Origin of the sequence: Winogradskyella flava, from assembly GCF_014243395.1 — a bacterium.
GTDB classification, from domain to species: Bacteria; Bacteroidota; Bacteroidia; order Flavobacteriales; family Flavobacteriaceae; genus Winogradskyella; species Winogradskyella flava.
Genome location: NZ_JACLCP010000001.1, coordinates 51,271 through 65,835 on the forward strand (window position 1 = coordinate 51,271; position 14,565 = coordinate 65,835).

A 14,565-nucleotide genomic window follows, 5' to 3' on the forward strand; every position below is an offset into this window, starting at 1 on the left:
CTTTAAAGTAAGCCAAGTTGTTGCAAGAATACTTAGCTACTTGGCTTATTAGTTTAGCTATTGTCTTTTTTGAGTAAAGTAATATATGACTTAGGCGAAAGTCCAGTTTGTGCTTTGAAATGCTTATTAAACGACCTTAGACTTTTATAGCCTACACTTTGCGCAATAGCTTCCAGTTTAAACTTTTGATATTGCTTATCGTTTTTAATTTTCAGTAAAATATAGTTGATGCGCAATTCATTAGTATATTCAGTAAAGGATTTGTTCCAATAGGTATTAACCGCTTGCGACACATAGGTAGAATTACTACCTATTTTCTTTGCAACTTTATTTAGCGAATAGTTCTGAGAGGTAAATAGTTGCTGTTTTTCTATTTTTTTAAGCTTAGTTAAGATAGTCTTGGCTTTTTCTTCTTCTATTGTGACTGTTTGATATTGATCATTGTTTTCTAGCGAATCAATGTGAGTCAACAGTTTATTAACTTTAACTTTAAAATGGTTTTTTTGTCGTTTTACATAAAAAAATACTGTAATTAAAACTACCCCAAGAGCAATCAGTCCAATTGCAATATACTGGTCTTTTTGTCTTACTTTTTTATTGGCGATATCTAAATCATTAATTATTTTTTGTTTGGATTTTAATTCATTTGTAATAAAACTATTCAACTTTTCTTCGCTCATATCTCTATAGTGCGAATGTGACTCGTCATTGAACGCTTTTGAATATTTTAAGCTTTTTTCGGTATCGCCTAGTTCTTGATAAATTAAAGCATAATAATAGTTAATACGGATTCTATTGATGACTAGTCGATACTGATTAAGCTCATCCTGTGATAATTCATCAAATACTTGTTTGGCTGTAGAATAGTTTCCTAAAAAAAAGTTGCATTCTGCTATTTTATATTTTGATTGAAAAATCTTCTTTTTTAGTCCATTATTCGAGGCAATAATTAAACATTTTTCATAATATTCAATAGACTGATGATAGTTTTTTTTATAAAACTCCACCGCACCACTTATACCCATTAATTGTATTTGTTGAATAGGGTTTGGGTTTACATTATAAGTTTTAATGAATTTGCTAGCATTTTTCAAAAAAGCCTCAGTCGTATCGACATAGGTTCTGTATTTAATAGAATCTAACAAATAGAGGCTAGCTGATCTATTGGCGCCATTAAGATACATTGTAGTTAAGTGGTCTTTAAAAAACCAATCGTCTAGCTGATTTTGCGATAATTTCAATTTTTGAATGGCTTCACGAGTCATTTTTAAGGCTTGTTCTCTAAGTTCAATCAAGTTATAGTATCGTGCCTGTAAATTTTGAAACCTGATTTGCATTTCTATGTCATCAAGTTCAAGGGAGTGTTCAAGGCCTTGATTTATTATATCATTTACTATTTTAGTGTCGTGTTTTGTTATTAAATAATAACCATAGAAATATAGCACATGTAGTTTCTCCTCTAGAAATAACCTACCATCACCAATCTTTTTAAGCTCCTTAAAAGCCAATTCAAATAGGCTATCGATTTGAACATATTTCTTTTCTTTAACTAAAAGATAGGCTTGTGCACTTAAGCTAAAAGCTTTAGCATTTGGTATATTGGTAACAACAAGGCTATCTATACATATTTTAGCTAAAGTATCAGAAGCTTGCTGTATTTTATAAAACTCTTTTTTATAGTCTTGGGAATTGGACACTTGAAAAGCGAAGAGGTATAAAAATATAAAGAAGCAGAAATTGTAGCGCAAAGATTAAAAAGATTAAGTCTTTGCTAATTTAAAAATAATAATCTCTGAATTACCCCATTTATTAATTAAAGCGTAGAATTAACAAGTCTATCTATTAGATTAAGAGTCTAATGTGAAAAAATGAATGCTATTGTCTTTATTGATCTACTAAATCGTTGATAAAATAAATTAAGTCTTCTTTATCGTATTCTTTTGGATAAGCTTTATCATTAACAAACAAGGCTGGAGTAAAATTGATACTTTTATTATGGCACCATTGCTTTTGCTTCAAAAGTGTATTATCGAAATTAGCGCCACTAGGTTCGTTCCACTTCACTAACCATTTTTCTAAATTGGCATTTTCGAAATAAGCTTCGTGCATCGCTTTAAGACATTCTACTTTATTGGTATCGTATAACTCGTGAAGTCTATGCACTACCCTGTAGCCAACTCCTTTTTTATCGTCTATATTAATATTGAAACGTACAGTTACTTTGACATCATTTGGATATTGCTTTAATAAATTATCAATTGCCACATGGGCTGCTTTGCAATAATAGCATAAAGGACTAGTAACCAATACAACATTAATAGGAGCGTTTTTATCTCCAAAAATTATTTCATTGACATCGATTATTTTGGTAATGATTTGTTCTTGTTTTTGATACACTGCTTTAAATAAATCAAAATTACGCCTAAAACGGTAATGATCGATTTGTAGTTTATTTAACTCTTGTTCTTTATTTAGAAGATATCTACTAAACAACCAACCTGCAGTACAAACCAAAATCATTATACTAATTACAAGTGTACTTGAAAATTCAATATGGATATCCTTCAAATTCGGATTAAGAAGAAAGACACTTAGGCATTGTAACCAAAGTACTGCTATAATCATTAAGCAAAGTGGACACCATTTTTTTGCAATTTTATATTGGTAAAAAAGAGAATAAAACGTTATGGGAATGGAGCATATAGTTAGTACTACAATACTTAAATACTGATGATTTACATTTGCAACAATTACCCAGGACAAAACCATTCCAGCAAAATATATAAAACTTAAATCGCTAAGTTTAATGTACTTTGAAAAATTAGCGCCTTTTGAGTTTAATATCACTTCACAACTTGTTGACTTAGAACCAGTACAAAGTTTTTCTACAGCCTTAGATTGAAACCCGAATTCATGCTGAATTATCAATATACTAATCAAAACTCCAATTAAGGACAAAATGAAATGCACGATTTGAAATAGAGATGGTTTGGCTGAAAAAAAAGTAAAAAGCAACAAGGCCAAGCTTATAATACTTATAGATTTAATAAAATTCTTATTACTTACCCCTTTTTTCTCTACAGTAATATTACTCTTTTCTGCTATAACCACGATTCCCGACCATTCAGCTATAAACTCTTCAATCGGTTTAGGCTTTTTCTCTTTATTATGGTAATGAACTCCTACTTGTTGATGACTATCCTTCGTTACTACAACAAATTCTTTCGATCCATTTTTAATCAAAGTAAAGAATACTTCTGGTAGCTGGTTAAAAGTTTCTAAATCAGTTGGAACCTCTGCAGCCAAGTTATCAATCCTAAAGTGATCTAAAACACCTGTTACCGCATGAAGACTTGGATAAGAAGGATGGCTTAATAGCTGAAACTCCAATTCTTCTTTATTTGTATGAATATCTATTTTATTAAGATATAGTCTTAGTAGGTCATTTAAGGTATCTCGCATATTTTGTTTAAAAGTTGTTGGATATACTTTGTTAATATCTTCAAAGTAGTCGCTTTTTTAACTGATATACAAATATCATTTTGTGATTTTTATAAATTTTCATTTAACAATCATCAAATTGGCAACTATAATTCATTTCTAAGATACTTAGTAAGTAAAAGGTAAAATGTGCTTAGAATTATTTGTAACTTTAAGAAAATTGCAGGTAGTTTTTACTTTAACTACCTGCATCTTTCTAATATAGATATTTGTTCTATACTAAATAAATAGTCGATAAAATTAAACTGCCACTAAAATCAAACATCTACGAGATGTGGTATTTTATTGTTATCTCTCAAGTTACAGTAACCACCATTTCCTGTCAAACTTGGAATCCAATAACATTCTTCCCTAGCATTACATATACTTTCAATATTTACGACATCACATGAGTGAAAATACCCTAGCCCCCCATGTATATACTTTTGCTCATTTTTGTTTAGGATTTTCCCAATACTTAAAATAGATTTTGCCATTTTTTTTAAAAAATTTAAAAATTACATTTGTAGTGAACACTTAGAGACACTCACTATTTGTGTCTATTCTTCTCCAAAACAGTACTTCTATATAAAATTCCGCTATTTCTATTTGCTTGGATTTATAACTATTGTTGTGGTGGTCGATCCTCTCCACAAGGACGACAAGAACCACCATAAAACCCGCATAAACCAGTTGGACATCTTCTATTGTAACCTCCTGTAACCCGTTTTTGCTGTATGGTATTTAAAACTTTACCCAAATCTGATATATTTTTCATCACTTAAAAGTTTAATAAATTAAAAATTCATTGAGTATTGAATAGACGTGAGTGGTGTCTTTTCAAAAAACAAACAGACTAACACGAAATAAACTTTGAGTTAGTCTGTATGCATAATTTAATCTGCACAACAAATACAATGCGGCATTGTAGGATGCGGATGAGTTCCGGTAGGACAAGGTTCTCCTGGCGTTCTAAATAATGGTGAATTACATACTACTGGTCGTAGTCTAGTCCCTCCATTAATGGCCTTTAAAGCTTTAGAATCAAGTTCCTTTACATTTTTTTTTGATAAAATCTTCTTGTGAAGCATAATTAATAAACATTAAAATTATTCCTACTCTATTTAATAGGTTTTCGGATTGCCCTAGGTGTTAATTAACACACTAAAGTTTGTCTTAATATCAGCAAAAAGCAACTTATGTCTCCTCAATTTTATAAATTCGAGAGAACCAAGATTATATGAAAATACCTATGTAGAATAAGAGTTTGTTTTTATAGAAAATTCTTTTGGTTATCTAATTGGACTTAGTAATATCTATGTTTTACAAAACATCGAATTTATAAATTTGAGTATATAAGCTTAATATTAAACAACTGATTATGAAGTGTTTGAAATTAAACGAGCTTCGTATTCACCTATATTATGCTTCTTTTAGGTAAAATTTTCATTAGGTTTGAATTGAACGCATTAAAAAAAGTATTATGTATTTAAAAAAGTTAAAGGCAAATAAGCTAAGTAGAGAAACATTAAAAGGTATTCATGCAGGTACCAGAATAGATTGTGGCCCAGGTTATTTTCCTTGTGGATCATCAGGTCCTGGTCATGGTTATATATGCCTTCCCCATGGATGTGAGTGTGCGATTTGGGATGTTTAATTTTCTTTTTTTCTTATCTCCTTAAGATATTGTGATGGTGTAATTTTTAATAATTTTTTGAAATTATTATTAAACGAATTAACACTTTTGTAGCCAGCTTCTTTCGCAAGGGCCTCTATCGTGTAATTTCTAAGATGCTTACTTATCTGCATCTTAGAAACTATATTGTTTATCCTCAGTTTATTAGTATAGGTTGAAAACGACATACCTAAATTTTTATTAACGGTTTCGGACAAATACGTAGAGTTGGTATTCAATTTCTTTGCCAGGAGGTTTAATGTATAATTGGGTTTTAAATACAATTCTTCCTTTTCTAAATCCATAATTTTTTTGAGTAAGCTTAAAGATTCCGTATCTGTAAGACTTGAGGTCTTTACTGATCTATCTTTATGCAAAACTCCTTGTTGCAGTTCTTCAATTCTTGAATTAAGGTTATTAATGTTTCTTTTGTGAGCTCTTTTAAGTCTTATAAAATAAATTGAAAACAGAAAACCACTAATAATCAAAACCAATAAAAGGTATTGATAAGCCTTCTTCTTCTTAGCTTGTAAGCTATAATTCTTAATATAGTTCTGGGATTCTTTTTCTCGTTCCCTCATGTGCATCTTATCATTTACAGATAAATCAGAAGCACTCTTATCATTAAAAAAGTCTTCAATTTTCTCACTATATTTTTCACTATATGCTAGTGCTGTATTCAAATTACCTTCACGTTCATAAATTTTAAATAAATAGTAATAACATTGAGCTTCAAAGCTCAACAGCTGATACTCTGCCCAAACATTACTCTCGATCTGTTCTAAGAAAATAGTTGTCGCTTCTTTATCTTCATTTAAATAATAATGGCACTCAGCTATAACAAATAATACTTGCTCAATTTTCTTCTTATGCTTTTTTTCTCTATAAATATTAAGTGATCTAGTATAGTATTCCTTAGCACTCTTGTAATTCCCCTTATAAAATGCGATATCCCCAAAATATGTATGTATATAACTATCATAATCTGAAATGTTATACTTATTCGAGAATTTTTGAGATAATGTAGTATATTTTTTTACCGAATCTAAATAAGTTTTCTGTGCTACACTATCAGAAATAAAAACAATAAAATGCCTATTCGCAACATTAAGAAGCTCTCTTAAATACTCTTTTTTTAAAACATCATCTTTTAAAAAATTAGGAACACTTTTTATTTCATTTAAAGAAATATAACTCAACTTTAAAGCTTCCTTATGGTTATTTGACATTGCAAATATTCTGCCTAAGTTAGAGCGTAGTTTATTATTTGTAACTAATGAACATTTTTCAAAACAAAACTCTAATGCGGAGTTTAAAATGTTTTGAGCAATTTCAAATTCATGGGTTTCAATATAGCGTAACGCCATTAAGTAATGTATGTTTGCCTTAAGCTCTATGTGTTTGTTTAAATTGTTTTCTTTAAATTTTAGTTTTGACTCTCTAAACAAGCTATCTGCCGCACCATAATCAGACTTATAGGCATAAACATGGGCCTTACCTGCTAAACCAAAGGTTTTTTCCTGAACTGTCCCTTTATTAATTAAGTCATTACAAAAGGACTCGGCACTATCTATATCTTCTAACCTTAACTTATTGTATTCATCTATATAAGGGTACTCATAATTTTGAGCTAAAGAAAAAAAGCTCAATAGGAAAAAGACTGTATGCACAACTTTAATGGCTATATTTTTACCAAGCACTTATATTAATTTTTCGTTTAAGTTAAATCTTAATAATACATCTAATCCTCGAAATTCAATACGAATCTTACAAGTTTTTTATTATACATTACATCACCCCAATAAACGTTTCAACTACAGATAAAAAACTCTGACCCCAAATTCTAGATAAAATATTCTAATATCAGGCATCTATTTTATATTTCAGCAAGGGATTCATCCTTATTTTAACTGAAAAATGAGAACAAAACTAATCTTCTAAAAACTTAATATTCCGTTTTAATCCTGAGAACTTAGTTCGCTTCACAGCCGACTTTTTAAATACTTTCTTAAAGGTATCCTCTGTTACTTCCTCCCAATCTTTTTTAGTCATGGATAAGAGTTCTGGCTGCGGATTAAACAAAGGTTCGCTATGCGATTTTGAGAATCGATTCCATGGGCAAACATCTTGACAAACATCACAGCCAAACATCCAATCATCAAATTTACCTTTGAATTCTGTTGGAATATTATCCTTAAGTTCAATGGTAAAGTAAGAAATACATTTACTACCATCCACAACATAAGGTGCCGTAATCGCTTCCGTTGGGCATGCATCTATACAAGCTGTGCAAGTACCACAATGATCTGTAACAGGCGTATCATATTCTAATTCTAAATCGATGATTAGTTCGGCAATAAAATAAAAGGAACCTACTTGTTGCGTCAATAAGTTGGAATGTTTTCCAATCCAACCCAAACCAGATTTTGCTGCCCACGCCTTATCCAAAACTGGCGCTGAATCCACAAAAGCCCGACCATATACATCACCAATTTCATCTTGAATATGTGACAATAATGATTTGAGTTTGTCTTTTATAACAAAATGATAGTCTGTACCAAAAGCATATTTGGAGATCTTAAAGGTATCTTCGATTTGGGTTTCTTCTGGGAAATAATTAAGCAACAACGAAACCACACTTTTAGAACCCTCAACGAGCAACGTTGGATCTAGACGTTTATCGAAATGGTTTTCCATATAACGCATTTCGCCATGCATATTCTGCTCTAGCCAATTCTCTAATCTTGGTGCTTCTTCTTCTAAGAATTCCGCTTTTGAAATTCCACAAGACAAAAAACCGAGGCGTTTGGCTTCGGTTTTAATTAGATGCGCATATTTTGATTTATTGTCTATCATACGAAGAGCTTCTGAAACAAATTCAGAATGACATCATTTTTCAAAATAACCCACCTTGAGTCGGTCCTTTTATTTTGCCTAAATGCTTGTAAGCCTGTTCGGTGACTTCCCTTCCTCGTGGTGTACGCATGATAAAACCTTGCTGAATCAAAAACGGTTCGTAAACTTCTTCAATGGTTTCAGCACTCTCGCTTACAGCCGTTGCCAAAGTCGTAATACCGACTGGACCTCCTTTAAATTTCTCAATAATAGTAGATAAAATTTTATTATCCATTTCATCCAGACCATGAGCATCTACATGTAATGCCTCAAGGGCGAACTTGGCAATCTTGATATCTATTTGTCCATTACCTTTTATTTGTGCAAAATCCCTAACGCGCCTCAATAAAGCATTAGCAATTCTTGGTGTACCTCTACTTCGTCCTGCTATTTCAATAGCGGCTTCCATGGAAATTGGCATGTTTAATATGGAAGCACTTCTCTGAACGATTGTGGTCAACAGATCTGTTTTGTAATACTGCAATCGACTACTAATACCGAAACGTGCACGCATTGGTGCTGTAAGTAATCCTGAACGTGTTGTTGCTCCTACTAGAGTAAATGGATTCAAATTAATTTGAACGGTTCTAGCATTTGGGCCAGACTCGATCATAATATCAATTTTATAGTCCTCCATCGCCGAGTACAAATATTCTTCTACAATTGGGCTTAGACGATGAATCTCATCAATGAAAAGCACATCTCTGTCCTCGAGATTGGTCAATAGACCTGCCAAATCTCCTGGCTTATCCAATACTGGTCCTGAAGTGACTTTTATACCAACATCCAACTCATTTGCCAAGATATGGGCTAAAGTCGTCTTACCAAGTCCAGGTGGTCCATGAAACAACGTATGGTCTAATGCTTCATCCCTAAGATTAGCGGCTTGTACAAACACCAATAAATTTTCTAACACCTGATCTTGACCTGTAAAGTCGTCAAAAGTCAAGGGTCTTAACTTCTTTTCGACATCCAGATCTTCTGGACTAAAACTATCGTTGGAAGGATTTAGATTTTCGTTCATACCAAACAAATATAAAGAAAAAGCCTTTCTGAATTAGAAAGGCTTTTCATTAATATTATTATTAAAAGCATTTAATGCTGTAGTTCTTCTTCACCATCATATAGTGGCACATTCTGAGGTACAAAGTCTTCTTCATGACCTGGCTTACTATAATCGTATGGCCAACGATATACATGAGGAATCTCTCCAGGCCAATTACCATGCATATGCTCTACTGGTGCAGTCCACTCAAGCGTATTAGACTTCCATGGATTTTGTTCTGCTTTCTTACCATAAAATACGCTTCTAAAGAAATTATATAAGAATACCAATTGTACAAGTCCACCAACTAGTGCAAACATTGTGATTACCAATTGTGTATTTGTTGTATCGTCGAACAATGGGAAATTTGAATTGGTATAATAACGTCTTGGTAGACCAGCCATACCTATAAAGTGCATCGGGAAGAATACACCGTAAGCACATATAGCCGTTACCCAGAAATGTAAGTAACCTAAGTTCTTATTCATCATACGTCCAAACATCTTTGGGAACCAATGATATATACCAGCAAATACACCATATAGTGCAGAAATACCCATAACCAAGTGGAAATGTGCTACTACGAAATACGTGTCATGTACGTTGATATCTAAAGCACTATCTCCTAAGATAATCCCAGTTAAACCTCCAGTAATAAATGTTGATACTAAACCTATAGAGAATAGCATCGCAGGATTCAATTGTAGATTACCTTTCCATAGTGTGGTAATATAATTAAATGCTTTAACCGCTGAAGGTATTGCAATCAATAATGTTGTAAATGTAAATACAGACCCTAAAAATGGATTCATTCCTGAAATAAACATATGGTGTCCCCAAACAATAGTTGATAAAAATGCTATTGCTAAAATGGACATAATCATTGCACGATAACCAAATATTGGCTTTCTAGAATTTGTAGCGATGATTTCTGATGTAATACCTAAAGCCGGTAATAATACAATGTAAACTTCTGGATGCCCTAAGAACCAGAATAAGTGTTCAAATAATACAGGCGAACCACCTTGATAATGCAATACTTCACCTTGAATAAAAATATCCGAAAGGAAGAACGATGTACCAAAACTTCTATCCATTATTAATAATAATGCAGCCGAAAGAAGCACTGGGAATGAAATTACACCAATTACAGCCGTTACAAAGAATGCCCAAATGGTTAATGGCAATCTTGTCATTGACATACCTTTTGTACGCAAATTAATAACAGTTACGATGTAGTTTAATGACCCCAATAGAGAGGAAGCAATAAATATAGCCATAGACACTAACCAAAGCGTCATACCCATTCCAGAACCAGGCTGTGCCATTGGCAATGCTGACAATGGTGGATATATGGTCCACCCAGCTGCAGCCGGTCCAGCCTCAACGAAAAATGAAATGATCATAATTACACATGAAACAAAAAACAACCAATACGATACCATATTAAGGAATCCTGAAGCCATATCTCTTGCTCCGATTTGTAATGGAATTAAAAGGTTACTGAACGTACCACTTAGTCCTGCCGTAAGGACAAAGAATACCATTAGTGTGCCATGTATAGTAACGAGTGCCAAATAGATATCCGCATCCATAACACCATCTGGAGCCCATCTGCCTAATAATGTTTCAAAAACTACATTAGGCTGTTCTGGCCATGCAATCTGCATACGTATCATTAAAGACATTAAAATGCCGATGATACCCATAATAATAACACCAGTAATTAAATACTGTTTGGCTATCATTTTATGGTCTTGGCTAAATATATATTTAGTTACAAAAGTTTCTTTATGATGATGTACGTCGTGATCATCATGAACGTGACTATCTGCTGTTGCTGACATAATCTATCTTTTTCTTAATTTTTTTCTTTACTAATTTAATGAATTTGCAAATGTTTTTTGCTCTTTCATCCATGCATCAAATTCTTCCTGTGTCTCCACAATAATTTTCATCTGCATATTATAATGTGATTTACCACAAATCTTATTACACAATAATAAGTAATCAAACTCATAAGGATCTAAGGCTTCTTCTCCATTTGCTGTTAATACCTTACTCTTGTCCATTCTTATTTCATTAATATTTTGAACCTTATCAACCATATCCTGGTTCTGACGCATTTCCGTCGTAGTAACCGTAGGTGTAAAAGCAAATTGGGTGACCATACCTGGAACACAGTTCATTTGAGCTCTAAAATGTGGCATGTAAGCTGAATGCAACACATCTTGGGAACGCATCTTGAATAGTACAGGTTGCCCCACTGGCAAATGAAGCTCTGTTACAATAACATCGTCTTGCGCGTTTGGATCTTCCTCATCTACTCCTAAAATATTCGCTTTATCTAAATCAATCAGTCTAACGTTGGCCTTACCTAAAACATTATCGTTACCACCATATCTTGCTTTCCAGTTAAACTGCTGCGCGTAAAGTTCTACTATCATTGGATCTTCACTCTCATCAACATTCATGATATCGTTCCATGTAAATAATCCATAGATAATTAAACCAGCCAAAACTATAACTGGAATAATAGTCCAAATAAACTCTAATGTATTATTATCTGCGTAGAAAAGGGCCTTTTTACCTTTTTCACCTTTATATTTAAAAGCAAAATAATGCAATAGAAATTGCGTTATTATTTGTACTATGAATATCACTACCATTGAAATGATCATAAGACTATCCAGTCCTGTACCATGTTCAGAAGCCGCGTTAGAGGTCAATGGTAAGTCACCCAGGTATACAAAACAAAGAATTGTAATGATATAAATGAATGCTAAAAAGCCCATCATTAAGTATCCATTAATTCTATTGTCCTTATCGTCGGCCACTTGCGTATTATTAGCACCAACTTGAGCCAAATCAAAAATCTTTACGAGCTGCCAAATGGCAACGGCTACAAAGAGTACAACTATAATTATTAATAAAGCAGTCATTATCGTTTCTGTTCTTTTTTAAAAATTAATAATGGAAATGTTCACTTTCCTTGATAAATGGGTTTCCTTTTGCCAATAGTGGTGCTTTTCCTAAAGCCGTAAATACAACTAGTAAAAACAATCCACCAAATAATAATATCGCACCAATTTCAGGAGCTCCAATGAACCATCTGTCTACAACGGTTGCAGGCATAATCCAATTGAACACATCTAAATAATGTCCACAAAGAATTACAATACCTGCCATGATTACGAACCAATTGATACGTTTGTAATCACTATTCATAAGTAATAGCAATGGGAATATAAAGTTCATTGCAAGCATTCCGAAGAATGGCAACTTGTAATGCTCTATTCTTGTCACGAAGTAAGTGACCTCCTCTGGTATATTCGAGTACCAAATTAGCATAAATTGAGAGAACCATAAATACGTCCAAAATATACTAATTCCAAACATGAACTTAGCCAAATCATGAATATGACTATCATTTACAAATTCCAATAATCCTTTAGATTTTAGATAAATAGTAATCATAGCAATAACAGTAATACCACTTACAAACATACTTGCAAATACGTACCAACCGAATAATGTACTAAACCAGTGAGGATCTACACTCATAACCCAATCCCAAGCCATCATCGATTCGGTATAGATATAAAATACTAGAAACGCAGCTGAAATTCTAAAGTTCTTTTTAAAGTTTTTATTATCATCTGCCTGATCCTGAGCCAATGAAAATTTTCTTGAAAAGTGTCTGTACAGCGCCCAACCAGAAATAAAAATAATACCTCTAATAACAAACCATGTTATATTTAAATATCCTGATTTTCCTTGAATCAATTTATCATGCTCTACAACCTCTGGATCCATCCAAACAAAAATGTTATAGTGACCAATTGTTCCCGAAGCAACAGCTATTAATAGTACTATCACTGCCCCTGGTAATACATAGGCCGTAATACCTTCCATTACCCTAAATAGTACTGGAGACCATCCTGCCTGTGCTGCATACTGAATGGCATAAAAAGCTAAAACACCTAAGGCTATCATAAAGAAAAAGAATGCGCCTACATATAATGCCGACCAAGGCCTGTTGTGGATTTGGTGTAAAACATGCTCTTCATGAGACATTTGATGTCCCTCATCTACATGGGCTTCATCAGCATGACTATCTTCTCCATGAGATGCAGTAACTCCTTGATCATCTCCATGGTCATTAGTAGCATGAGCACTATCAGCATGACCATCGTGGTGTTCACCAGCTAAAAGCTCCTTAACATCATCAACGGTTTGATAATGATGCGAATCCATAAAGCCATAACCAACACCTAATAGTCCTAAGACTATCATAATGATTGCTCCTGTTCTTAATCGATTTGAAATTTTATATTCCATTATATAATCTTTATCTAAATCTTATTTCTCTAAATCTGCTTTTAGCTTTTCAACATAAGCTACTACCTGCCAACGCTCACTTTCGTTCAATTGATTTGCATACGAGCCCATGGTGTTTTTACCGTAGTAAATGACGTGGTATATACTACCTGTAGTAATTGCTCTACCTACATCATCATAACTAGGTACACCTAATATTTTTTCTCGTTCCACCAATTTACCAACACCATTACCCTTAGTTCCATGACAAATACCACAATAAACGTCATACAAAACTTTACCTTGTTCGTAATCTACCTGGGTAGAGTCCAGAGGACTTGTCAACGTTGTTTTGGCCAATTCGTACCCTTCATTAGTGTCTGCTATTTCATACGGCATATAATCACCTCTTGGGATTGTGCCTTCCGCTGGTAATTGCGCTTCTACACCATTGGCGAACGCATCAGATTCTTGATAAGCCTCATACCCAACAGATTCATACATGTTAGGCATATATTGATAGTTAGGTCTTGAGTTTTTCTGACAAGACACGAAACCTACCAACATTACTAATACTACGATATATTTTAAGGATGTCTTCATATTAATGTGCATCTTCGTCTTTATCAACTATATTTATTTCAACCGCTCCTGTCTCTTTTAACAATGATGCTAATTCGCTTTCATTATTATGAACAGCAATTTCCATCAAGAAATGATCGTCTGTAGTTCTTGGATCTGGATTTTCAGCTTTCTTAAATGGCCACATTCTACTTCTTAAGTAAAATGTGATTACCATTAAGTGTGCCGCAAAAAAGACCGTGAGCTCGAACATAATCGGCACAAAAGCTGGCATATTCTCTAAATAACTAAAGCTTGGTTTACCACCAATATCCTGTGGCCAATCTTTAATCATAATAAAATTCATCATTACAATAGCAACTGTAAGACCAACACAACCATACATAAATGATGTTATTGCAATACGGGTTGGCGCTAAGCCCATTGCCTTATCTAGTCCATGAACTGGAAAAGGTGTATATATTTCTTCAATGTGATGTTTTTCTGCCTTCACCTTTTTTACGGCAGACATTAATACATCATCATCTGTATAAATAGCATGAATTACTTTTGAAGCTTCCATAGACTA

Annotated in this window: 12 protein-coding genes; all 12 read right to left on the reverse strand. The window is 33.2% G+C overall.

From position 1 onward, the window contains the following. Positions 1-53: 53 nt before the first annotated feature. The 12 genes from H7F21_RS00205 to H7F21_RS00260 all read right to left on the reverse strand — a co-directional run bounded on the left by H7F21_RS00205 (position 54) and on the right by H7F21_RS00260 (position 14,559). Positions 54-1,748: a helix-turn-helix domain-containing protein gene (locus H7F21_RS00205; protein ID WP_185787230.1), complete on the reverse strand. Its 1,695-nt coding sequence runs from the start codon at positions 1,746-1,748 to the stop codon at positions 54-56. Positions 1,749-1,884: 136 nt separating this feature from the next. After that, positions 1,885-3,462 (reverse strand): vitamin K epoxide reductase family protein, encoded by a 1,578-nt coding sequence (locus H7F21_RS00210; protein ID WP_185787231.1) that lies wholly within the window; start codon positions 3,460-3,462, stop codon positions 1,885-1,887. A 643-nt stretch (positions 3,463-4,105) separates the two neighbouring features. Next, positions 4,106-4,258 (reverse strand): hypothetical protein, encoded by a 153-nt coding sequence (locus tag H7F21_RS00215; RefSeq protein ID WP_185787232.1) that lies wholly within the window; start codon positions 4,256-4,258, stop codon positions 4,106-4,108. A gap of 118 nt (positions 4,259-4,376) precedes the next feature. Then, positions 4,377-4,571 carry a hypothetical protein gene (locus tag H7F21_RS00220; protein WP_185787233.1) on the reverse strand — a complete coding sequence of 65 codons (195 nt, stop codon included), beginning with the start codon at positions 4,569-4,571 and terminating at the stop codon, positions 4,377-4,379. A gap of 562 nt (positions 4,572-5,133) precedes the next feature. Then, positions 5,134-6,855: a helix-turn-helix domain-containing protein gene (locus H7F21_RS17535; RefSeq protein ID WP_185787234.1), complete on the reverse strand. Its 1,722-nt coding sequence runs from the start codon at positions 6,853-6,855 to the stop codon at positions 5,134-5,136. A gap of 229 nt (positions 6,856-7,084) precedes the next feature. Then, on the reverse strand, positions 7,085-8,011 hold the full coding sequence (queG, locus tag H7F21_RS00230) for a tRNA epoxyqueuosine(34) reductase QueG (RefSeq protein WP_185787235.1): 927 nt from the start codon (positions 8,009-8,011) through the stop codon (positions 7,085-7,087). 40 nt (positions 8,012-8,051) lie between these two features. After that, a complete protein-coding gene (ruvB, locus tag H7F21_RS00235; protein WP_185787236.1) occupies positions 8,052-9,074 on the reverse strand; it encodes a Holliday junction branch migration DNA helicase RuvB in 1,023 nt (340 codons plus the stop codon). 71 nt (positions 9,075-9,145) lie between these two features. Next, complete coding sequence (locus tag H7F21_RS00240) at positions 9,146-10,942, reverse strand: cytochrome c oxidase subunit I (RefSeq protein WP_185787237.1); 1,797 nt, start codon at positions 10,940-10,942, stop codon at positions 9,146-9,148. A 30-nt stretch (positions 10,943-10,972) separates the two neighbouring features. Beyond that, on the reverse strand, positions 10,973-12,037 hold the full coding sequence (locus tag H7F21_RS00245; RefSeq protein WP_185787238.1) for a cytochrome c oxidase subunit II: 1,065 nt from the start codon (positions 12,035-12,037) through the stop codon (positions 10,973-10,975). Positions 12,038-12,062: 25 nt separating this feature from the next. Further along, on the reverse strand, positions 12,063-13,436 hold the full coding sequence (locus H7F21_RS00250) for a quinol:cytochrome C oxidoreductase (RefSeq protein WP_185787239.1): 1,374 nt from the start codon (positions 13,434-13,436) through the stop codon (positions 12,063-12,065). A 21-nt stretch (positions 13,437-13,457) separates the two neighbouring features. Next, positions 13,458-14,018 carry a c-type cytochrome gene (locus tag H7F21_RS00255; RefSeq protein WP_185787240.1) on the reverse strand — a complete coding sequence of 187 codons (561 nt, stop codon included), beginning with the start codon at positions 14,016-14,018 and terminating at the stop codon, positions 13,458-13,460. Position 14,019: 1 nt separating this feature from the next. Continuing rightward, a complete protein-coding gene (locus tag H7F21_RS00260; protein WP_185787241.1) occupies positions 14,020-14,559 on the reverse strand; it encodes a DUF3341 domain-containing protein in 540 nt (179 codons plus the stop codon). Between the last annotated feature and the right edge of the window lie 6 nt (positions 14,560-14,565).